The sequence below is a fragment of the Nocardioides sp. 616 genome, assembly GCF_002930065.1.
In the GTDB taxonomy this organism is placed as follows: Bacteria; Actinomycetota; Actinomycetes; order Propionibacteriales; family Nocardioidaceae; genus Nocardioides; species Nocardioides houyundeii.
The window spans coordinates 58,684-80,003 of sequence record NZ_POAG01000017.1; the positions used below are offsets into that span (position 1 = coordinate 58,684).

At 69.9% G+C, this 21,320-nt stretch carries 20 protein-coding genes; 18 read left to right on the forward strand and 2 right to left on the reverse strand.

The features are described 5' to 3' along the window. Nucleotides 1-23 precede the first annotated feature (23 nt). Genes C5H89_RS06745 through C5H89_RS06755 form a run of 3 tightly spaced genes read left to right on the forward strand, consistent with a single transcriptional unit; the run spans nucleotide 24 to nucleotide 2,485 of the window. The gene (locus C5H89_RS06745) at nucleotides 24-1,238 is read left to right on the forward strand and encodes a CoA transferase (protein ID WP_240181745.1); all 1,215 of its coding nucleotides are present in this window, start codon (nucleotides 24-26) and stop codon (nucleotides 1,236-1,238) included. Nucleotides 1,239-1,241: 3 nt separating this feature from the next. Next, nucleotides 1,242-1,901, forward strand: a complete 660-nt coding sequence (locus C5H89_RS06750; RefSeq protein ID WP_104106278.1) for an isochorismatase family protein — start codon at nucleotides 1,242-1,244, stop codon at nucleotides 1,899-1,901. Further along, nucleotides 1,898-2,485: a hypothetical protein gene (locus C5H89_RS06755; RefSeq protein WP_162799264.1), complete on the forward strand. Its 588-nt coding sequence runs from the start codon at nucleotides 1,898-1,900 to the stop codon at nucleotides 2,483-2,485. The genes C5H89_RS06750 and C5H89_RS06755 overlap by 4 nt, the downstream gene beginning before the upstream one ends. 1 nt (nucleotide 2,486) lies before the next feature. Here the strand turns inward: C5H89_RS06755 and C5H89_RS06760 are convergent, their stop codons facing one another. Next, on the reverse strand, nucleotides 2,487-3,878 hold the full coding sequence (locus C5H89_RS06760; protein ID WP_162799265.1) for an MFS transporter: 1,392 nt from the start codon (nucleotides 3,876-3,878) through the stop codon (nucleotides 2,487-2,489). Nucleotides 3,879-3,959: 81 nt separating this feature from the next. Here C5H89_RS06760 and C5H89_RS06765 point away from each other — a divergent pair, with 81 nt between their 5' ends. Further along, the gene (locus tag C5H89_RS06765; RefSeq protein WP_104106280.1) at nucleotides 3,960-5,621 is read left to right on the forward strand and encodes a nitrilase-related carbon-nitrogen hydrolase; all 1,662 of its coding nucleotides are present in this window, start codon (nucleotides 3,960-3,962) and stop codon (nucleotides 5,619-5,621) included. 46 nt (nucleotides 5,622-5,667) lie between these two features. Here the strand turns inward: C5H89_RS06765 and C5H89_RS06770 are convergent, their stop codons facing one another. Then, the gene (locus tag C5H89_RS06770) at nucleotides 5,668-6,375 is read right to left on the reverse strand and encodes a GntR family transcriptional regulator (RefSeq protein WP_104106281.1); all 708 of its coding nucleotides are present in this window, start codon (nucleotides 6,373-6,375) and stop codon (nucleotides 5,668-5,670) included. Nucleotides 6,376-6,525: 150 nt separating this feature from the next. On the opposite strand from C5H89_RS06770, the gene C5H89_RS06775 reads away from it, so the two are divergent. The 14 genes from C5H89_RS06775 (at nucleotide 6,526) to C5H89_RS06840 (ending at nucleotide 21,310) form a co-directional block, all read left to right on the forward strand. Beyond that, complete coding sequence (locus tag C5H89_RS06775) at nucleotides 6,526-7,815, forward strand: flavin reductase (RefSeq protein WP_104106282.1); 1,290 nt, start codon at nucleotides 6,526-6,528, stop codon at nucleotides 7,813-7,815. Next, on the forward strand, nucleotides 7,812-9,116 hold the full coding sequence (locus tag C5H89_RS06780) for an acyl-CoA dehydrogenase family protein (protein WP_104106283.1): 1,305 nt from the start codon (nucleotides 7,812-7,814) through the stop codon (nucleotides 9,114-9,116). The genes C5H89_RS06775 and C5H89_RS06780 overlap by 4 nt, the downstream gene beginning before the upstream one ends. Beyond that, complete coding sequence (locus tag C5H89_RS06785) at nucleotides 9,113-10,618, forward strand: aldehyde dehydrogenase family protein (protein ID WP_205304905.1); 1,506 nt, start codon at nucleotides 9,113-9,115, stop codon at nucleotides 10,616-10,618. Before C5H89_RS06780 ends, C5H89_RS06785 begins: the two co-directional genes overlap by 4 nt. Nucleotides 10,619-10,644: 26 nt before the next feature. After that, nucleotides 10,645-11,529, forward strand: coding sequence for an isocitrate lyase/PEP mutase family protein (locus tag C5H89_RS06790; protein WP_205304906.1), 885 nt, complete (start codon nucleotides 10,645-10,647; stop codon nucleotides 11,527-11,529). After that, nucleotides 11,529-12,743: an NAD(P)/FAD-dependent oxidoreductase gene (locus C5H89_RS06795; protein WP_104106285.1), complete on the forward strand. Its 1,215-nt coding sequence runs from the start codon at nucleotides 11,529-11,531 to the stop codon at nucleotides 12,741-12,743. The genes C5H89_RS06790 and C5H89_RS06795 overlap by 1 nt, the downstream gene beginning before the upstream one ends. After that, nucleotides 12,740-14,173, forward strand: a complete 1,434-nt coding sequence (locus tag C5H89_RS06800) for an aldehyde dehydrogenase family protein (protein WP_104106286.1) — start codon at nucleotides 12,740-12,742, stop codon at nucleotides 14,171-14,173. Before C5H89_RS06795 ends, C5H89_RS06800 begins: the two co-directional genes overlap by 4 nt. 81 nt (nucleotides 14,174-14,254) lie before the next feature. After that, nucleotides 14,255-15,064 (forward strand): oxidoreductase, encoded by an 810-nt coding sequence (locus C5H89_RS06805; RefSeq protein ID WP_104106287.1) that lies wholly within the window; start codon nucleotides 14,255-14,257, stop codon nucleotides 15,062-15,064. A gap of 5 nt (nucleotides 15,065-15,069) precedes the next feature. Next, on the forward strand, nucleotides 15,070-16,071 hold the full coding sequence (locus C5H89_RS06810) for an alpha/beta hydrolase (protein WP_104106288.1): 1,002 nt from the start codon (nucleotides 15,070-15,072) through the stop codon (nucleotides 16,069-16,071). A gap of 12 nt (nucleotides 16,072-16,083) precedes the next feature. Beyond that, nucleotides 16,084-17,382 carry an aromatic ring-hydroxylating dioxygenase subunit alpha gene (locus C5H89_RS06815; RefSeq protein ID WP_104106289.1) on the forward strand — a complete coding sequence of 433 codons (1,299 nt, stop codon included), beginning with the start codon at nucleotides 16,084-16,086 and terminating at the stop codon, nucleotides 17,380-17,382. Further along, entirely contained in the window at nucleotides 17,379-18,119 is a 741-nt protein-coding gene (locus C5H89_RS06820; protein WP_104106290.1) for a hypothetical protein, read from the forward strand. Before C5H89_RS06815 ends, C5H89_RS06820 begins: the two co-directional genes overlap by 4 nt. Further along, nucleotides 18,116-19,069: a hypothetical protein gene (locus tag C5H89_RS06825; RefSeq protein WP_104106291.1), complete on the forward strand. Its 954-nt coding sequence runs from the start codon at nucleotides 18,116-18,118 to the stop codon at nucleotides 19,067-19,069. Before C5H89_RS06820 ends, C5H89_RS06825 begins: the two co-directional genes overlap by 4 nt. Next, nucleotides 19,066-19,869 carry an SDR family NAD(P)-dependent oxidoreductase gene (locus C5H89_RS06830; RefSeq protein WP_104106292.1) on the forward strand — a complete coding sequence of 268 codons (804 nt, stop codon included), beginning with the start codon at nucleotides 19,066-19,068 and terminating at the stop codon, nucleotides 19,867-19,869. Before C5H89_RS06825 ends, C5H89_RS06830 begins: the two co-directional genes overlap by 4 nt. After that, the gene (locus C5H89_RS06835) at nucleotides 19,869-20,561 is read left to right on the forward strand and encodes a hypothetical protein (protein ID WP_104106293.1); all 693 of its coding nucleotides are present in this window, start codon (nucleotides 19,869-19,871) and stop codon (nucleotides 20,559-20,561) included. Before C5H89_RS06830 ends, C5H89_RS06835 begins: the two co-directional genes overlap by 1 nt. After that, on the forward strand, nucleotides 20,558-21,310 hold the full coding sequence (locus C5H89_RS06840; protein ID WP_104106294.1) for an arylmalonate decarboxylase: 753 nt from the start codon (nucleotides 20,558-20,560) through the stop codon (nucleotides 21,308-21,310). The genes C5H89_RS06835 and C5H89_RS06840 overlap by 4 nt, the downstream gene beginning before the upstream one ends. The last annotated feature ends 10 nt before the right edge of the window (nucleotides 21,311-21,320 follow it).

The following is a 21,320-nucleotide window of genomic DNA, read 5'->3' on the forward strand; positions in this document are numbered from 1 at the left end:
AATATCGAATATATGATCGCGGAATGAAGAGTGCCATGGAAGCAATGGGGTCCCTGTCCGGGGTGCGCGTGATCGAGGCGGGTCAGCTGCTGGCCGGGCCGTTCGCCGCCACGTTGATGGGCGACCAGGGTGCAGACGTCATCAAGGTCGAGCCGCCGGGCGTGGGGGACCCGATGCGCCAGTGGGGTCGGGAGAGCGTGGACGGTGCGTACCTCTGGTGGCCCGTGGTGGGGCGGAACAAGCGCTCGGTCACCTTGAACCTCCGTGAGGAGGAGGGGCAGAAGCTCTTCCTCAGGCTCGTCGAGACCGCCGACATCGTGGTGGAGAACTTCCGCGCCGGCACCCTGGAGAAGTGGAACCTGAGCTACGAGCGTCTGCGTGAGGTGAACCCGCGGATCATCCTGGTCCGGGTCTCCGGCTACGGCCAGACCGGTCCCTACTCCTCACGCGCCGGCTACGGCTCGATCGGTGAGGCGATGGGCGGACTGCGCTACGTCACCGGCGAGCCCGACCGGCAGCCTTCGCGCACCGGGATCTCCATCGGCGACTCACTCGCCGCGATGCACGCCTGCATCGGCGCCCTTGCGGCGCTGCGGCACCGTGACGTCACCGGCGAGGGCCAGGTCGTGGACAGTGCGATCTACGAGGCAGTGCTGGCGATGATGGAGTCGACCATCACCGAGTGGGACGTGCAGAAGTATCAGCGCGAGCGCACCGGGGCGATCCTGCCGAACGTCGCACCTTCCAACGTCTACCCGACCTCGGATGGTCAGATGATCCTGATCGCGGCCAACCAGGACTCCGTCTTCGCGCGCCTCGCCCAGCTGATGGGTGAGCCCGAGCTGTCGGCTGGCGACAGCGTCTACGCCGACCACGTCGGCCGTGGTGAGCGCCAGCAGGAGCTCGACGACCACATCGGCGAGTGGACGGGCCGCTACGACGCCGACACGCTTCTCAAGCTCCTGCACGAGGGCGGGGTCCCGGCCGGCCGGATCTACAAGGCCGAGGACATGATCCGCGATCCCCACTTCCAGGCTCGCGAGGCGATCATCCAGGTTCCCGACGACAACTTCGGGCAGCTGCGCATGCAGAACGTGGTGCCGAAGCTCTCGGCCACACCTGGCTCGATCAGGTGGACCGGCCCGGCCCTGGGTGCCCACAACGACGAGGTCTACGGCGACCTGCTCGGGCTCAGCGCGGAGCAACGGTCCGGGCTCGCCGAGCGCGGCGTGATCTGACCGATGGGCGAGCGAGCGGCGGACGCTGAGCGGACGCAGGACTACGCCTCCGTGGGGTTCGCGAGCAGGATCGGGCCCGGGAGCAACCCAGCCGTCGTGGTCGTCGACGTCTGCCGGGCCTACCTGGCCGACGGCCCGTTCACCGACGGGCACGGGCGCTTCGAGGCGGCTCGGGCCAGCGCGGCCCGCGTGGTCGAGGCGGCTCGTGCTGCACGACGGCCGGTGGTGTTCACCAGGGTCGTGCTCGCCCCGGGAGGCCGGGATGCGGGCTGGTTCGCGGTCAAGGTGCCCGGGTTGGTGGCGTTCGAGGAGGGGTCGGAGTGGATCGAGTGCCCCGATGATCCGGCGCCCCAGCCCGGCGAGGTGATGGTGACCAAGCAGTACGCCTCTGCGTTCTTCGGCACCAGCCTGGCCTCCACGCTGCGCACCATGGGTGCCGACACCACGATCGTCCTCGGCTTCTCCACCAGTGGGTGCGTCCGCGCCACGACTCTCGACGCGCTCCAGCACGGATTCCGCCCGCTGGTGGTCCGCGAGGCCTGCGGTGACCGCGAGGCGGCGGCTCACGACCAGAACCTGTTCGACCTCGATGCCAAGTACGCCGACGTGGTCTCCGAGGCCGACGTCCTCGCCTACCTCTCGACCTTCCAGGAGCAGCCATGACACAGCACGTGAGCGTCGTCGATCTCGACTCGGACCAGCTGACCTGGGGCCAGCACGCGATCGCCGGCGCGGACCAGCCGGCCGGCATCGTGATGCTCGGCGCCGACCCGGCCGCCGGGACCCGCACCGTGATGGTGCAGTTCCCCGACGGGTGGAGCCGGGAGGGCACCGGCCACCAGCCGGCGGGGGAGGAGATGGTGCTCCTGTCGGGTTCGCTCAAGATCAGCGGTCTGACCTGCGAGGTCGGCCAGGTGCTCGTGGTGGAGCCGCACGCGACGCGATCCGCGACCTCCACCACGGAGGGGACCAGGGCCCTGGTGTGGTTCTCCGGGGCAGGCGGCGGCTGGGCCGACGGCGAGGCGTCGGAAGCTGGGGCGATCGAGGTCGTCCAGGCCGATGAGACGCTGCACCGCGGTCCCCGGGACGGGCTCGTCGGGACGCTGCGAGCGATCGCCTCGGCGGCCGGTGAGGTCTTCACCGGCGACGTGGACGTGCTCTGGCCCCAGGCGCGCCGTTGGGCCCACGTGCCTGCAGGATCGCCGGTCCCCGACGTCGCGGGACCGGCGCTCGTGCACAACTACTGAGCTAGGCGGGAAGCGAGGCGGAGGCCTTGGCCGCGTCCACGTCGTAGAACCCGCGCACCCGCCAGAGGATGACCACGGAGGCGAACAGCGGTGGGATGAGGAAGAGCATCCCGTAGCCGATCCAGCCGGTGACGTCCGACATCGCACCGACCAGGAGCGGTCCGAAGGCGCCGCCCAGGGTGGTCAGGAACTGCAGCAGGGCGAAGCCCATGCCGCGGTTCGCGGACGGCACGACATTCGCGGCGGCCGCGGTGAGGTTGGGCATGGCGCCGGCGAAGCCGGCGCAGGCCAGGGCGACCATCGCCATCCGCAGACCGACGCCAGGCAGCAGGACGGCCATGCTGAGACCCACCGCGCCGACCAGCAGGCAGACGGTGGAGAGCTTGATCCGCCACCCGTTCGTCTCGTGCCGGTCGCCCAGGCGGGAACCGATGATGATGCCGATCAAGATACCGGTTCCACCCACTCCGCCAGCCAGACCGGAAGCGGTGTCGGTGTCGAGATCCTCGAGGCGCTCCAGGAACGTGGGCAGCCAGTAGAAGAGGCCTGCCACACCGAGGGCCAGCATCGCCTGGGCGAGGATCACGCCGCGCAGAGTCCTGATCCGGAGCAGCTCCTTGGCGTCGGCGACGAGGGTCGAGCTCGAGGCGGAGAGGTCCAGGTGCGGCTCGGTCGCGGGCACGGCGGTGCCGGTGCGCTGGGCACGCAGCCGGTCGATGGTGTCTCCGAGGCCGCGGACCGGCTCCTTGACGGTGAGCATGAGGGCTGCGATCACCACGCCCGGCACCGCGGCGATGAAGAAGACCGCACGCCAGTCCAGGGCCTCGGCCACGGCGCCTCCGACGATCACGCCCGCGGGCAGGCCCATGTAGTAGCCGGCGCGCTCGAAGCCGAATGCCTTCCCGCGGCTGCGGTTGGGGTAGTAGTCGGCCAGCAGGCTGGACGCTGGCGGGTTGTAGAGCTGGCCCGCGGCCCCGATCGCGATCCGGACGAGGAAGAACATCGCGAACGTGGTGGCGAGTCCGCTGAGGACCGAGCAGATCGACCAGATCAGCACGACGATCACGACGGTTGCCACCCGAGGTGCCCGGTCTGCGAGTCGTCCGGCCGGCAGCAGCAGAGCTGCTGCGGCGATGCTCGCTGCGGTCGGGATCAGGCCGCCGACGGTGTCACTGAAGCCGAAGTGGTCCTGGATCACGGGGAGTGCACCGGCGATCAGGTTGATCTCGACCCGGTCGATGAAGGCGACCAGTGCGATCGCGATTGCCGGCCACCAACCGAAGGGCGCGTCGCGGTCGAGGTCGACCGCCACCTCCTCCCCGCGAGCGTGTACCTGCAGCTGCACCTGACCGCCCGTCGTGAGCAGGGGGTCGTCTGGCTGGGTGTCCGTCAACGGAAACTCCTCTGCTCGGCACCGCTGGTGGCGGTAGGATGCGCGCAATCGTACAAGATATATAGATTGAGGTGCAGGGGTATGTTGCGCGTTGCTGCCGTGCAGTACGCCGTGGGCGAGGACATCGAGGCGAACCTCGAGACCGCGCTCCGGATGATCGACAGCGCTGTGGCGCAGGGTGCGGCGCTCGTGGTCCTGCCCGAGTTCGGCAACCACGTGTCCTGGTACGCCGACCGCGAGCATGCGCGTAGCCGCGCCCAGCTCCTGGACGGTGACTTCGTCCGGGCCCTGGCGGCGAAGGCGAGCGAGCACTCGATCCACCTCATGGCCAACGTGACCCTGGTCCGCGAGGACGGCCGGGTGACGGGCAGCAACATCCTCTTCGGGCCCGACGGCGCAGTGCTCGCAGTGAACGACAAGCAGGTGCTGATGGGCTCCGAGCGCGACCACATCGACCCGGCCGTCGACCGTGCCGGCGTCATCGAGACCTCAGTCGGGCGAATCGGCATGTACTCGTGCATGGACGGCGTGATCTTCGAGACCCCGCGCACGCTCGCCGTCGAGGGGGCGCAGCTCCTGCTGAACAGTCTCAACTCCTTCGCTCTGGACGAGGCCTCCCTGCACGTCCCGGTGCGCGCTGCGGAGAACAAGGTCTGGGTGGTCGCCGCCAACAAGGTCGGGCCTCTGGTCCCCGAGCACAGCATCGAGAAGGTGGCCGCTCAGGTGGGCGTGCCGGTGGACCGGCTGCACGGCGCCGGGGAGAGTCAGATCGTGGCTCCCGACGGCACCGTGGTGGCGATCGGTCCACTCGCCGGTGAGGCCGTGGTCATCGCGGACATCGACGTGAGCGCTGCAGACGACAAGGCACGTCCCGACGGCACCGACGTGATGGCCGGCCGGCGCCCGAAGATCTACGCCAGTCTGGCCGACGAGCCGCACGGGCGTCGCGCTCCGGCCGGTGCCGAGGAGATCCGGGCGGTCGTGCTCTCGCCCGGCACCGGGGATGACATCGCCTCCCTGCTGGGAGCTGCGATCGCCGACGGTGCCGAGCTCGTCGTGCTGCCCGAGCTGGCCGCCCACGCCGAGGGCCTTGCCAGTTCCGCGGCCGATCCGGCCCTGGCTCCCGATGTGCTGGCCCGAGCACTGAGCGGCACGGCCACCCTCGTGGTGACCTCGGTGCTCGACGCGGACGGCAGCCACGTGGGCGTGGTGGTCTCCGCCGACGGCATCGTCTCCGTGCAACCGCAGCTCCACAGCAGCAGCCGGCACGGCGAGCTTCCCAGCGCGGCCGTCCTCGATGATGGTGTCGAGGTGTACACGACGCCGTGGGGTCGGCTCGCCGTGGTGGTCGGTGACGACGCGCTCTACCCGGAGACCTTCCGGCTGGCCGCGTTGGCCGACGCTGATGTGGTGGCCGTTCCGTTCGCGGTGGCCGAGCCGCACGACCTGGACCTCCTGCTGCTCGAGCGAGCGGCCGAGAACCGGCTGAACCTCGCGGTCTCCTCACGCGCGGGCGCGTGCGGCGGGGCTGCACTGGTCCCGCTCTCCGGCGACTTCACGCTCTGGGGGGAGTGGCAGAACCCGTTCGCGGGAGTCATCAGTCGTCCCGAACTCGTCCTGGCCGACGGCCCCGTGCTGGCAGGGACGCTGCGGCCCGCGTGCGCTGTCAACCGGTTCGTGAGCAGGGGCACCGACGTGGTCGACGGTCGGCCGTGGCAACTTCTCGACGCACTGCTGCGGTAGCGGCTCGGTGCCGGGTCGCCGTCCGGTCCTCAGGTCAGAGGACGGATCAGACGGCGGCCGCGGCCTCGCGCGTGGCGAGCGCCTGGAGCAGGGCGGTCTCGGTGCTCTCGAGGTGGGCCACCCAGCGGTCGCGCAGCTCCTCGACCTTGCCCTCGCGGGCCAGCTCGAGCAGCTCACGGTGCTCGTCGATCCGCCCCTGCTGGGTCTTGGGCTGATGGTCGAGGTCGTCCATCAGCAGGTGCAGGTAGCGGTCGGACGCCTTCCACAGCAGGCGCAGCACGTTGGCGTCAGCCGGGCCGATCTCGTCGGCCAGCATCGCCTCGTGGAACGCGTGGTGCTTGGCCGCCAGGGCCGCGGGCTCGCGCTCGATGCCGATGTACTCGGCGAGCGCCTCCTCCGCCGCGGCCAGGCGCTCGGCTGAGATGCTCTTGCCGGCACGCATGCAGAGGTCGCCCTCGACCAGCTTGCGCAGTGCGTAGATGTTGGTCAGCTCCGCACTGGTCACGGTGGCCACCAGTGCCGAGCGGCCGGGCCGCAGACTGATCACACCTTCGCTCTCGAGGCGACGCAGTGCTTCGCGCACCGGGATGTGGCTGATGTCGAAGCGGTTGCACAGGTCGACGATCGACACGGTGGAGCCGGGAGCGAGGTCGCCGTTGAGGATCGCGCGGTGCAGCTCGTCGGTCACCCGGTCCACCAGTGAGTGATGCGCGATCGGACGTACGCCGGTAGCGCCGTTGGTTCCTCGGCTCATGTGACGCCCCCAAGATGGAAAGTTGTGGTGGTCCTTATGTAACCGCCAGGTGAATCATATATTCCGCACCTCGCAACATCCAACCTGGAAACGGCGTCCACTATCCCCGGGTAAGAAGATATCGTATATTCTCTTACGAGGAGGTGGACGATGGTCGACACAACGACGTTCCGAGACGTGATGAGCCAGTGGCCGAGCGGCGTCACCGTGGTGACGACGCTGTCGGGTGACGGCGCGTGGCACGGCATGACAGCCAGCTCGTTCTCAAGCGTGAGTCTGGAGCCGCCGCTGGTCTCCATCTGCCTGACCAAGACGCTCTACTCGCACCAGCTCATCGCCGACAGCGGCGTCTTCGGAGTCAACGTCCTCGCCAAGGACCAGGTCGAGGTGGGCCGCCGGTTCGCGGGCATGGACAAGGGGGCGGTCGACCGGTTCGCCGGAGAGTCCTGGACCACCGACCAGACCGGCGTACCGCTGCTGGACTCGGCCCTGGGCTGGTTCGACTGCCGGGTCGTGCACGCCTACCCCGGTGGCGACCACACCATCTTCGTGGGGGAGGTCGTCGGTGCTCACGCCGCCCGGCGGTCCGCGCCCCTGCTGTTCCACTCCCGAGGCTGGGGCCAGTTCGCCGACGTGCTGCCCGACGTGGCCACTCTCTCCGACCCCGGGGTGGTCGGTGGCCTTGCGGCAGCAGGCCGGAACCACGAGATCGCCCACGTCGCCGCCGGCGTGGCGAGTGCCGGTTCCCGGGTCCGGGTCGCCGACCTGACCTCGGCGGCCAGTCTGGCCGAGGCCGAGGCGATGGTGCCTCGCACCCTGCTCCTCGACGCGGCTAGCGTCCTCGTCGCGGATCGTGCCCAGGCCGACCTCGTCCTGGCGGCAGGGGTCAGCACGGTGGAGATCACCCTCGACCCGGCCGTGCCGGGATGCACCGAGGAGTTGATCGCACAGCTGCAGGGGATCGAGGCGCAGACCGCCGTGCGCGTGCTGGACCCCTTCGATCCGGCGCGCTTCGACGCCGTGCTCGACGCCGTGGAACGACTCGCCGCCCTCGGCGTCCTCGAGATCGGGCTCTCCGACGCGGCGGGCGCCGCCACTCCGCTGCGGGTACGCGCCTTCCTGCAGGAGGCCGTCGCCCTGGCCCGTCCCGTGCCGTTGCGGATGGGGCTCCACGACCGGGATCGGCTCGGCCTGGTCAAGGCGATCATCGCCCTCAAGAGCGGGGTGCGGCACTTCGACACCACCCTCGCGGGGATCGACGGAGCCGTCGCAACCGAGGACCTGATCCGACTGCTCGAAGAGGTCGACGTGGACACCCCTGTCGACTCCGCAGCTCTGACGGTGCTGGCTCGCGACCTGCGTTCCGCCGCCGACACCGCCTCAAACCCGCCGTTGCTGGTCGAGACCAGCACCCCCCAGATCGTAGGAGCAGCAGGATGACGTCGAAGCTCACCGCAGAACTCGTGTTCCCGGACCTCGCCGAGGCGGAGCGCGACAGGGCGCGACGCGTGGAGACGGTGCTGCCGACGATCGCCGCGGCCGCCGAGGCGGCCGACGAGATGGGTGCGCTGCCTGAGGGGCACATCAAGCTGCTGGGCGATGCCGGACTGCTCGGCCTGGTGGTGCCGGAGGAGTTCGGCGGCCTCGGCGGCGGCCTGCGAGACCTGGCGGCCACGACGTACGCGCTGGGCACGGTCTGTGGCTCCACCGCCCTTGCCTTCTTCTTCCACTGCTCCTCGTCCTCGCGGGGCATGCTGCCGCTCGCCGCGCTCGAGGCCGGTCACTACACCGACGAGGAGGCGCCGACCGTCCGCGCCTTCGCGCACAAGGTGCTGCACCTGATGGGCACCGAGAAGAAGGCGATCGGCAACTTCGCCAGCGAGGCCGTGAAGGCGTCCAACGCCAACGTGCTGATCCGCACCACCGCGACCCGCACCGAGGGTGGGTGGCTCCTGAACGGCGAGAAGTCCTTCGGCTGCCTTTCCGGCTCCGCCGACTACTACCTCGTGACGGCTCGACGTGAGGACGTCGAAGGGCTCGACGCCCTCACCCTGTTCCTGGTCCCGCGGGAGACTGCCGGAGCGCGACCGCGTGCCCCGTGGGTCGGCCTGGGGATGCGCGCCTCGGACAACAACGGCCTGGTGCTCGAGGACTGTTTCGTCCCCGACGAGCTGTCGCTGGCCGTTCCGGGTGCCTTCACCCGGGCGACCCAGATGTCGCGTGGCTCGTGGGTCGGCAACCAGGTGGCGATCGCCTCCATCTACGCGGGAATCGCGCAGGGCGCGTGGAGCTACGCGATGGAGCGGACGATGAGCGCGACCTTCGCCGACACCGGCAAGCCGATCGCGTCCAGCCCGATGCACCAGGTGCTGATCGGGGATGGTGAGCGGCACCTGGCCGAGGCGCACCTGTGGCTGCGCCGCCAGGTCGACCTGGAGGCCAGCGACCCGCCGATCCTGCCCAAGAACGAGGTCGTCCAGTCCTGGAAGCTCGCCAAGGGCGCGATCTGCGAGCATGCTCACGACGTCGCCCTCACGGCACTGAAGATGTGCGGCACGTCCGGCGCCCTGATGGGCAACGTGACCGGACGGGCCGTGCGCGACACCGCCATGGGACTCGTGCAGGCGTTCCCCGCGGAGCGCGGGAAGCTCGACTTCGCCAAGATGGTCGTGGAGAAGGAGGGATGGGCGGGGCTCACGACGAGCGACAGCTTCACCAAGGCCGCTGGAGAGCGCGCATGAGCGAGGGAGACCAGGCGATGACGCGCGAGACCCACGTGGTGCCAGCGGTCGAGCAGCTCGTCGACGGCGTCTGGTCCGAGCCTGGCGACGTGCTCGGCCTCGAGCTCGTCGACCCCTACACCGGCGAGGCGCTGGGGACGGCGCGCGCCAGCGCCGAGGGTGACGTCGAAGCAGCCCTCGCGGCGGCCCAGCGGGTGCACGCCACCGGCGCGTGGAGTGGGGTTCCGGTCGAGCGCCGGGCCGAGATCCTCGATGCGGTGGGTGCGGCCCTCGGTGAGGAGGTGCCGCGACTGGCGGCCCTGGAGTCCCGTGCCACCGGTGTGCCGATCACCCAGACGAGCATCGTCGGCGTGATCGTTCCCGGTGCCTTCCACCTGGCCGCCCAGATGCTGCGCGACGGAGTGCTGCTGGAGACCGTGGTCGGCGAGCATGGGAACCAGGTCGAGGTGCACCGCCTTCCGCTCGGACCCGCCCTCTGCCTGGTGCCGTGGAACGCGCCGGCCCCGATGGCCGCCCACAAGATCGCCTCGTCACTGGCGGCCGGGGCCCCGACGCTCCTCAAGCCCAGCGAGTACGCCCCGTGGGGCACCACCGAGCTCGCTCGCGTGGTGGACAGGGTGCTGCGCGAGAACGACGTAGCCGCTGGCACCTTCCAGCTGCTTCAAGGCGGCGCGTCGGTGGGGGGTCGGATGGTCCAGGACGCGCGTGTGCGCGCCGTCTCGTTCACCGGCGGGCTGGTGGCCGGACGGGCGATCGCGGCCGCCTGTGCCGCCAACTTCACCGCCCTCCAGCTGGAGCTCGGCGGCAACAACCCGCTCGTGGTGATGCCGGACGCAGACCTGGCTGATGCGGCACGCGCCGCGGCCGATCTTCTGACGACGTTGAACGGGCAGTGGTGTCGCGCGCTAGGTCGTCTCGTCGTGCCCGAGGTGCTCGCCGACGATCTGCTCAAGCAGATCGGCGTCCGGCTCGCGGACCTGGCCGTGGGAGACCCCCTGGACCAGTCCACCGACCTCGGGCCGATCGTTCACCCGACCCACCTGGCCAGGTTGCGCGCGGAGATCGACGTGCGGGTGGCGGCCGGCGGCACCGAGCACACCTTCACCCCGCTCCCCGAGACCGGTGGCAGCTTCCTGGCTCCGACCCTGCTGACCGGGGTGCCGAGCGAAGCGGCGGTCGAGGAGATGTTCGGACCGGTGGCGACCGTGCACACCTACTCCGATCTCGACGAGGCCGTGACGCTGGCCAACGCCACCCCCTTCGGGCTGGAGGGGTACGTCGTGGGAACCGATCGCGAAGCCGCGCTCGCCGTGGCCCGCCAGGTCCGCGCCGGCGAGGTCAAGGTGAACGGCTCCACGATCATGAGCCTGCACCTGATGACGCCGCGTCCGGCCTGGGGCCTCTCGGGCATGGGCGAGGAGGGCACCGTCGAGACGATCCGGATCTTCACCGGAGCCCGCGTGGTCGGCGTCGAGGGCGGCTTCTCGCTGCACGGAAGATGACCGGCAGCGCTTCGTCCTCGCAGCGGTTGAGGGAACTGCTGGGCGGCCAGACCCTGGTCCGGCTGCCCGGTGTCTACGACGCGGTCTCTGCTGCGCTGGCGGTCGAGGCGGGCGCCGACGCCGTCTGCCTGTCGGGGGCCACCGTCTCCGCGGTCGACCTCGGCATGCCGGACCTCGGCTTCGTGCACGGCACCGACATCGCCCGGCGCGCAGTGGCACTGCTGCCCTCGTTGGGCTCGGTGCCGCTGCTGGCCGACGCCGACACCGGCTACGGAAACGTGCTCCAGGCGCGGCAGACCACTCGGGCCTATGCCGCCGCCGGGATCGCGGGACTGCACCTGGAGGACCAGGTCTCGCCCAAGCGGTGCGGTCACCTGGCGGGCAAGGCGGTCGTCGGGGTGGCCGAGGCCGCCGCGCGGGTCCGCGCCGCGGTCGATTCGGGCACCGATCTGGTGATCGTCGCACGCACCGATGCGCTCTCGGTGGAGGGCCTTGACTCGGTGGTGTCGCGGTGCCTGGCCTTCGCGGACGCGGGTGCCGACGCCGTCTTCGTCGAGGGTGCGGGAGTGGCCGTGCTGGGCGAGGTCGACGCCGCGCTGCAGGCGCACGGTCGTCGGCTGCCCCAGGTCTACAACCGCTCCGAGGCGGGGGGCCCGGTCCAGGCCGGACCCAGTGACGAGGAGCTGGCCGGCGTAGGGGTGCGGCTGGTGATCCACCCCGTCTCCGCGGTGTTGGCTGCCGCCCTCGCCGTACGTCGCACGATGACCGCGATCCTGTCCGCCGGCCACGCAGGGGTGGTGGACCGCATGCCGTGGTCCGAGCTGACCGACCTCGTCGGTCTGCCCGGTCTGCTCGAAGACGAACAGTGCTACGCCGCCCCCGTGGCGGCCCGCCTTGAGGAGCGAACGTGATGAATGACGACCAGCAGACAGTGATCGTGGCGGGTGCGGGGCCGGTGGGGCTGACCGCAGCGCTCATCCTGGCCCGAGCAGGCGTGAGGGTGCGGGTGCTGGAGGCCGGGGACGGCCTGGCGGAGGAGTCCCGGGCCTCGACGTACCACCCGCCGAGCCTGGAGATGCTGGACGACCTGGGTGTGCTGGAGCCGCTGATGGAGCAGGGGATCGTCTCCACCAGCTTCCAGTACCGCGATCGCACGACCGGCCCGATCGCGGACCTGGACCTCGGCATCCTCGCCGAGGACACCCGGTTCCCGTTCCGGGTCCAGTGCGAGCAGAGCAAGCTGACCCCGATCCTGCTCCAGGCCCTGCAGGGGCTGGACAACGTCACGGTGTCGTTCTCCCAGCGCGTGGTGGGTGCCGAGACGGTGGGGGAGTGCGCAGCGGTGGCCACCGAGTCCGGCGAGATCCTCACCGCGGACTGGGTGCTCGGCGCGGACGGTGCCAACTCCCAGGTGCGCCAGAGTGCAGGTTTCAGCTTCGAGGGGATGACCTACCCCGAGCGCTTCCTCGTCGCCTCGACCACCGAGGACCTGACCGCGATCCTGCCCGGGATCGCGGCGGTCAACTACGTCTTCGACCCGGAGGAGTGGCTGGTTCTGCTGCGCACGCCCGAGCACTGGCGGATCCTCTTCCCCACGGATCCGGAGACGGCTGACGAGGTGGAGATCGACCCGGCGCGGGTCCAGGCCCGCCTTGCCGGCGTCGCAGACCTGGGCCGCGAGTGGGACGTCCTGCACACCACGCTCTACCGGGTGCATCAGCGGGTCGCCGACACGTTCCGGAAGGGGCGCCTGATCCTGATGGGCGACGCTGCCCACATCAACAACCCGCTCGGTGGCATGGGCATGAACAGCGGCCTGCACGATGCGGTCCGCGAGGCCACCGCGCTGCTCGGGCTGCTGGAGGGAACGGGTTCGCTCTCCGAGCTGGACGCGGTCTGCGAGGCGCGTCGTCAGGTGGCGCTGTCCTACGTCAAGACGATCACCCACGACAACTGGGAGCGTCTGCGCCAGACCGATCCTCAGGCACAGCGGGCCTACCACGACGAGCTGCGAGCGCTGGCCGCCGACCCGGTCAGGATGCGCGCGCACCTGCTCAACACCTCGATGATCAACTCGCTGCGCGGCGGGCGCCCGGTCGCCATGGTCGGCGAGGACCAGGGGTGATCACCTGCCACAACCCCGCCCGGGCGGGCGAGGTCGTCGGGTCCGTGGAGGTGTCGGCCGCCGAGCAGGTGGACGCGTGCGTGCGCGCCGCCGCGCTCTCCCAGGTCGCCTGGGCCCGTACCCCGGTCGCTGAACGGGCCGCTCTGCTCGGCGCGGCCGCCGAGGCTCTCGACCCGCTGCTGGAGGAGATCGCCGAGCTCGCGGCACGCGAGACCGGCAAGGTGCTGGGCGACGCGCGCGGCGAAGCCGGGTTCGCCACGACGGTGCTGCGCTGGTACGCCGGCCGCGCGGTCGAGCTGTTGGCCCCGCGGCTCGACGATGACGAGCGTGGCCGGCTGAGGGTCCGGCACCGCCCGTTCGGAGTCGTCGCGGCGATCACCCCGTGGAACGCGCCACTGATCCTTGCGGCCCTCAAGGTCGCGCCCGCACTGGTGGCCGGGAACGCCATCGTGGTGAAGCCGTCGCCACTGGCGCCGCTCGCGGTCACCCGTTTCCTGGAGACGATCGCGGCCGTGCTGCCTGCCAACCTGGTGAGTGTCGTGCACGGCGAGGTGGAGACCGTGAACGCGTTGGTGGGGCACTCCCTGGTGTCCAAGGTCGCTTTCACCGGGGGCGACACCGCCGGCCGTGCGATCGCGTCGCTAGCCGGCCGCAGCCTGACACCGAGCGTGCTCGAGCTCGGCGGCAACGACCCGGGCATCCTCCTGCCCGACGTCGAGCTCGACGACCCCGCCTACGAACGGCTGCTGATGGCGGCCTTCGCCACCAGCGGCCAGGTGTGCATGGCCCTGAAGCGTCTCTACGTCCCCGCTCCGCGGGTCGAGGAGGTCGTGGCGGGACTGGAGCGGGCAGCCGAGCGGGTGCTGCACGTGGGCGACCCGCTGGCCCCCGGGGTCACGATGGGACCCGTGGTGAGCGCCGCCTCGGCGGAGCGAGTGCGCGCTCTGGTCGCGGAGGCCCGCAGGGCCGGTGCCCGGGTGATCGAGATCGGCACTGTCGTCGGCGACCTGTCGCAGGGTCACTTCGTGCGGCCCACGCTCGTCCTCGGCGCCGGTGACGCGGACCCGATCGTGGCCACCGAGCAGTTCGGCCCGACGCTTCCCGTGCTGGCCTACGACTCCCTCGAGGAGGCTGTGGCCCGGGCCAACTCGGGGGAGCTGGGCCTCGGGGCCTCTGTCTGGTCGGCCGACGAGGAGCTTGCCTTCGAGGTGGCGGAGCGGCTGGAGGCGGGCTTCACCTTCGTCAACACCCACAACCGGACCGGGATGGCGCTGCATGCCCCGTTCGGGGGCGTCAAAGGCTCCGGTTGGGGACGGGAGTACGGCGACGACGGCCTCATGGAGTACGTCCAGCCGTGCGTCACGCACCTGCCGGGTGCATTCCGGGCCGGTTCTTCCGGGCTTCCGGCCAACGCCTACCCGAATTCCTGAGAAAGTTGTGGCCCGGCCGCCCAAAGCACTTCGTAGTAGAATATATTCTTTGCAGACAGGCTGTCCAGGAGAGGGATAGGTATGACCCAGAACCTCAAGTCGGTGCAGGAGTACTTCGACGACGCGGGCCCCACCGACGTCACCGCGCTGTTCGCGGACTGGAAGGCCCTGATCGACCGGCTCACCGCCAAGGTGCAGGACCGCTTCGAGCTGGAGCGGGACCCCTCGACGGAGGTCCTTGAGTCCTTCACCAGCGAGAACGGGCCGTCCGGCAGTGTGCGCGGCTACGCCGGCCCGGAGATCGACTGGATGATCCACTCGCACATGGAGAACGCCGCCCTCGGTTTCGTCAACGTGCACCTGACGATCTGGCTGGGCCCGCAGGTGCGGGTTCCGCACTTCGGCATGGCGCTCGGAGCATTCCCGCAGGGATGGCTGTACCTCGACTCGGTCCCGCGGTCGAACTTGCTGACCGACACCGAGTCGTTCGACAAGTACTACGCACCCCTCAACGACGAGTGGGAGAAGGTCCGGGCCGAGAACGACTGGCTGGAGCCCTTCGTCAGCCGCAGTGCGTTCGTGCGCGCCGGCCTGTCGCCCACCGCCTACTGCATGATGGGCCCGGGCGACAGCCGCACCACGGAGCTGGTCACCGAGCTGGCCGAGCGTCACCTGGACCGCTGGTTGGGCTGGGTCGCCGAAGCCGAGCAGGTGCCCGCCGAGGAGCAGGCCGAGCTGGCTGCCACCGACGAGCTAACCCGCCGCAACATCGCCGAGCGCGACCCCGCCAACGAGATGGGGGACCGCTTCTTCGGACCCGAGATGACCCAGCAGCTGGTGCGCGCACTCTGGGGTGGAGACCGCACCCTTCCCCGACCTCACCTGCGCTGAGCGGAATGGACATCGCCGAGCAGGTCCTGGTGCGCACGCATCGCGCTGCCGTGCGCGTGCCCGGTGCCGAGGCGCCGTACGACACCATGCACGTCACGGTGCGCTACCCGGCGCTCGAGGCGCGCACCGACGTGGAGCGGATGAGCGGCATGCTCGCCGCGGATCCGGCGGGTGCTCCCTACCCGGTCGTGGTCGTGCTGCCCGGCATCAACGTGTCCTCCTCGGGCTACCTCGACCTGGCAGTCGCCGTTGCTCGGGCCGCGATGGTCTGTGTGACCTTCGACTGGGTCGGGGAGCTCTTCCCCGGTCAGTACGGACTCACACCGGGTGTGGACATCGGCGCGGTGGGGCCCGAGGCCTACGGCTCACGGCCCACCACGCCGGCCCTGGGGGCGGTGCTGGCGGAGCTGGGCCGCATGCAGGACGTGGGCCCGCTGTCCGGACTGCTCGACCTGGACAGGATCGGCGTCTTCGGGCACTCCGCCGGTGGCACGGTGGCGCTGCAGTCGGTCCGGACCGACTGGTTCCCCGGCGTTCGCGCCGTCGCGACCTACGGCGCCCACACGATGGCCTCCCAGCAGCTCGGCTACCAGGCCGGCACGTTGCTGCCGGCTCCGGTCGAGGTGCCCGTGATGCTCCTCGCCGGCACCGCAGACGGCGTGGTGGCCGCCAGCGCCATCCGGTACGGCGAGCAGGCCGGGGCAGCCGGTCACGACCCGGTGGAGCGCACCTGGCGGGAGGCGCTGCCCCAGGCCTCGGAGGCGTGGCTCGTCAGGCTCGCCGGGGCAGGGCACATGCTGCCCGCGTCGCCCGAGGACCCCACGTCGGCCCGCGGCTTCCTCGAGGAGCCGAACAGCGCCGACCAGGACCACCTGCGCGGTGTCCTCACCGAGCTAGTCACCACGTTCTTCAGGGCCGGACTCGTCTCTGACGCCGGTTCCAAGGCAGCACTCAATCGATGGGACGACCATCGCAGACCCGAGATCGCCGACATCCGTCGTCGCTAGGAGGAGCCCGAAATGTTCAAGAACTTCTGGTACGCGGTCGAGTTCAGCACTGACGTCAAGCCCGGGAAGCCGATGAAGGTCAAGCTTCTGGGCCAGCAGCTGGTCCTCTACCGCAAGCACAGCGACAACTCAGTCGTCGCGCTGTCCGACCTGTGCGTGCACCGGGGCGCCGCGCTCTCCGACGGCGAGCTCAAGGGCGACTGCGTGGTCTGTCCCTACCACGGCTGGGAGTACAACCCCGGCGGGGTCGTCGAGAGGATCCCGGCGCATCCCGAGAAGGGCATCCCTCGCAAGGCGCGCGTCGACTCCTACCCGACCCAGGAGAAGTACAAGTTCGTGTGGGTCTACATGGGCGATCTCCCGGAGGAGGAGCGGCCGCCGCTCCCCGACTGGTCGGTCATCGACGACGACGTCAACTTCCGCGCCGTCACCGGCCAGTTCCTGTGGAAGTCGAACTACGAGCGGATCCTGGAGAACGGCGTCGACGTCGCGCACACCCCGTTCGTGCACGGTGGCGTGTTCGGCAACAAGGAGAAGCCAGAGGTCCCCGAGTTCCAGATCGAGGAGTCGGAGTGGCACTGCAAGGTCTCCATCGAGCTGAACCCGCCGCGCTCGAAGGGCCTGTGGGGGATGATCAACCCGAACCGGCAGGCGCTGGCCGATCGGCCCCCCGTGCCGGTCTCCACCACCTGGTGGCTGCCCAACATGATCCTGCTGGAGATCGGCACCCCGATGGGCGCGCTGAAGATCTTCGACGTCAACATCCCCATCGACGAGGAGACCACGCTGGTCAAGTTCGTCGCGCTGCGCTCGTTCTTCAAGGGCGCCTGGGCCGATCGCGACGCCCGCCGCCGGATCTTCAAGGTCCTCTACGAGGACCAGGCCATCGTCGACGCCGTCCGACCCGAGCTGCTGCCCTTCGACCTCTCGGCCGAGCTGCACGTCAAGAGCGACTACAACGCGATCAAGTACCGGCGCCGCCGCCAGGAGCTGATCGAGGCTGGCTGGGGGGTGGAGGACAACACGATCGTGGGTGAGGGACCGGCCCGGGTCGAGGCGCGGGTCATCCCGTCGCCGGTGCGCAAGGAGGTCCCCGAGCTCGCGAGCGCGTGGAACTACAAGGAGGTCCGCAGCCGCGAGCTGCGGATGAACCGAGGAGAGCCGCCGGTGCCGCTGCGCACCGAGCGCCGACTGGTGATGGACGACCCCGAGCCTGCTGCCGCCGAGCCTCCCGTCGCCGAGCAGGTCGTCAAGAGCGCCGACAAGACCGACGGCACCAACCCCACCAAGGACAAGGAAGTAATCGCGTGAGCCTCCCCTCGGAACTCTGCCTGACCACCCTCGACACGCTGGTCGCACGCGGCGAGCTGAGCGAGATCACCGGCGCCGACGGCGGTCCGTACCAGACGCTCTACTCGCCGATGGGCCCCGATTCGGTCGGATCGGTACGCATCTTCTCCGGTGACAAGATCGCCAAGGCGGTCTACGTGGGCATCGTGGTGCCCCAGATCGGCCTGGACAGCCACATGGTCTTCGCCTTCATGCCGCAGGAGAGCCCGGTCCCGCACTTCACGCTGGACTCGGTGGCAGCCGGTGGGCACCTGGCCTTCCACCTGGACCTGATCCAGCGCGCCGACGCGGGCACCCACATGGTCTACAACGACTGGGCCCACACGCCGCTGACCGGCACCTACAAGGAGGTCCTCGCGATGGAGGGCCTGTCCAAGGCCGAGCTGGACAACCGTCAGCTGACCGTGATGTCGGCGTGGATGCTCGCCAGTCGGGCCGACGAGCAGGCGTTCGCGCAGCTCGACAAGCCGGTCAGCGCGTATCTGGAGCACTGGTTCTCCCTCGTCGAGGGGGACGTCCCGGCCGAGGTGCTGTCCGACCTGTCGGACACCGACCTGGCCGCGCGGGACGCCCGCAACCGTGCCCTGCTGTTCAGCCCCGAGGTGGACAAGGTGTGGGCCCAGATCTCACGCCTCATCACCGAGCCCGTCGCCGAGAGCATCCGAGCCCAGCTGGTGAGCAACGAGCTGCCGGCATGAGCGTGACCGAGCCCAGCGAGTGGCAGAAGCGGATCGAGGGGGAGTGGCACGGCATCCCCGGTCTCTTCGACGCCCTTGGCAACCACGTGGGGTTCGAGTCCATCGCCCGTGCCAGTGAGGTGACCGACGAGGGAGCCCGCTACTGGATGGACTCCAAGCTGTCCGGCTCGGGCCCGCTGCGCAACCGCTTCGAGCTCGGCGCCCAGTTCGACTTCGGCGTCGTCGACTCCGACGAGAACAGGGTCTACACCGGTCCGGACTTCTACGGCACCGGGCAGCCCTACGGCCTCTTCGTCGACGCGCACTACTACTCACCGGGCTGGCAGGCGGACCTGCGGACCTGGAACCAGGTGCTGGCTGACGGCGAGACCCAGGTCTACTCCTCGGTCCTGCACGACGGCTGGGCCGTGTGCGCGGTCTTCAACGGCGTGTACAAGCGAACCCTGGACCGTGAGACCAATCCGGAGACCCAACGGTTCGTCGACGAGTGGCGCGAGCTGGAGAGGCAGCGCGGCTCACGCCCGCAGGTCCTGCCCACCAAGGAGGCAGGGGCCTGGGTCGGGACGCTCTTCGTCAACGGCGCGGACCAGGTCAGCGAGGGCAAGGTCGAGGTGACGATCGAGCACGCGCCCACTTCACTGCGATCCGCACGGCAGCGGATCACCTGGGTCGGCGACCTGGACCGCCAGTACACCCTCGACCGCTACCGCGACGGGGCTCGCACCATGTTCGAGGGCCCCGAGGTATATGGGAACGCGACCTCCTACGGCAGGGCGCTCTTCACCAGCCAGCACCTGGTCGGTGCGGACGCCACCGGGGTGGAGAAGATCAAGGGGCGCGAGTTCCTCATCGATCCCGAGACCCGCGAGCTTGCCGTGGTGTGGCAGCTGCTCCGCGGGGACACCACCACCCACTTCGTGCACGGATCGCTTTCCTGGGAGTCGCGATGAGCAACGCCTCGCGGGTGGTCGTGGTGACCGGCGGAACTCGCGGCATCGGCCTCGGTCTGGCCCGTGAGTTCCTGGCCCGCGGGTGCCAGGTCGTGATCTGCGGCCGCTCCGAGGATGCGGTTCAGAAAGCCCTGGCCGAGCTCGGGGACGGTGTGCGGACCAGCGGCCTGGCCGCCGACGTCTCGGACCGGGACGCGGTCCAGCGCCTGTGGGACCACGCGGTGGCCGCGTTCGGCCGCGTGGACGTCTGGGTGAACAACGCCGGCCTCTCCACGAGCCGCGGCGACCTGCACACCATCGGGGCCAGCGAGGTCGAGGCCGTCTTCGCGGTCAACGTCGTGGGGGTGGTCAACGGCTGCGCCGTCGCGTCGCAGGGGATGGCCGGCCAGCCGGGTGGTGGCTGGATCTGGAACATGGAGGGCTTCGGCTCCCGGGGGGAGCACCAGGACGGCATGGCCGTCTACGGGTCGTCCAAGCGTGCGGTGCAGTACCTCACCCAGGCGCTGGTGCGCCAGACCAAGGGCAGCCAGGTCAAGGTCGGCTTCCTCTCGCCGGGGATCGTGGCGACCGAGCTGCTCGTGGGGGACTATGCCGAGGACCCCGCCGGCTTCGACAAGGTCAAGAAGATCTTCAACATCCTCGGTGACCGGGTCGAGACGGTCACGCCGTGGCTCGCAGACCGGGTCCTGTCCGCGGACAAGCACGGCGTGCGGGTCGCGTGGCTCACGCGGGGCAAGGCGGCACGTCGCTTCATGACGGCCGGCTTCACCAAGCGCGACATCTTCGGGGAGGCGGACTGATGGCTGCTGCCGAGCTGGACGTCTGCGCCGAGTACGGTCTGGCACTGGCCATCGAGGACTTCGTGCCGGTCATCCTGGCCGCCGCCGCACTGGTGATCCTGGCCCGAGCCGTACGACGGGCCGTCCCGAGCGCCTACTCGGTCGCGCTCGTCGGCGCCGTGACGGTCGCCCTGGGTGGCCTGGGGAAGGCGACCTGGAAGCTCCTGGTGGCCTCCGGCTGCTGGGAGTACCCGATCCTGGAGAGGCTGCTCTTCCCGTGCCTCTCTTTCGGCTTCGCAGCGCTTTCCTGGGCACTGCTCAGCGCGGTCCTGGCCCGCACCGTGGTGGCCTGGCCGTTCGCGACGTTCCCGGTCGCGGCCGCCGTGGGTGCAGTGTGGATGGGGGACACCTGGCCCCTGCTCGTCGCCGCAGCCGTCGGCGCCAGCTTCCTCGGCGTGACCGCTGCGGTCTACTCCTTCAAGGCCGGCAAGCGCTCAGTGGGTGCACTGTTCGTCATCTACGTCCTGGGCACCAACGTGCTGCCCCCGCTCGCCGCACAGCCCGAGCAGTCCGCCGGTCTGCAGTGGATCGAGCAGCTGACCAACTCCGCCGTGCAGCTCTGCTTCCTGCTGGGTGCGCTGTGGCTGGACGAGCACCTGGGCCAGCGTTCGGCGACTGCGGAGACGGACGAGCACCGAGGAGTCCCGGCGTGAGTGGAGTCGACCGTCTCGGATGGCGTCGGAAGTTCGGCGTCATCGCTCCCAGCACCAACACCATCGTGCAGCCCGAGTTCGACATGATGCGCGTGCCCGGAGTCACCTCGCACTACGGCCGGATCCTGATCCGGGACGGCCGGATCGGCGACGACGAGGGCATGGAGGCCCTGCTCGAGCAGATCCGCGCCTCCATGGCCGACTGTGTCGAGGGCATCATGACGATGGAGCCCGACTACATGGTGATGGGCATGAGCGCCGAGACGTTCTGGGACGGAGTCGAGGGCAACCGCCAGTTCGTCCAGCAGATCAAGGAACTTTCGGGCGGTCTCGGAGTAGCCACCGGCGCGGAGGCCTGTGAGCGGGCGTTGGGCCTGTTCGGCGCGAAGAAGATCGCCGTCATCACGCCCTACACCCCCATCGGGGACGCGAACGTCCGCAAGTTCTTCACCGAGATCGGTTTCGAGGTGGGCCAGGTCAAGGGTCTGAGCTGCGAGAGTGCCGTGTCCATCGCGCAGGTCAGCGAGAGGACACTGCGCGAGTCGCTGATGGAGGTCAATGACTCCGACGTGGACGCGATCGTCCAGTGCGGCACGAACCTGTGCATGACCGAGCTCGCCGACGAGGCCGAGCGCTGGCTGGACAAGCCGGTGATCGCCATCAACGCCGCGACGTGGTGGATGGCCCTGCGCGAGAACGGCATCGAGGACCAGCTGCACGGCTACGGGTCCCTGCTGCGCGACTTCTGAGCCGGACGGG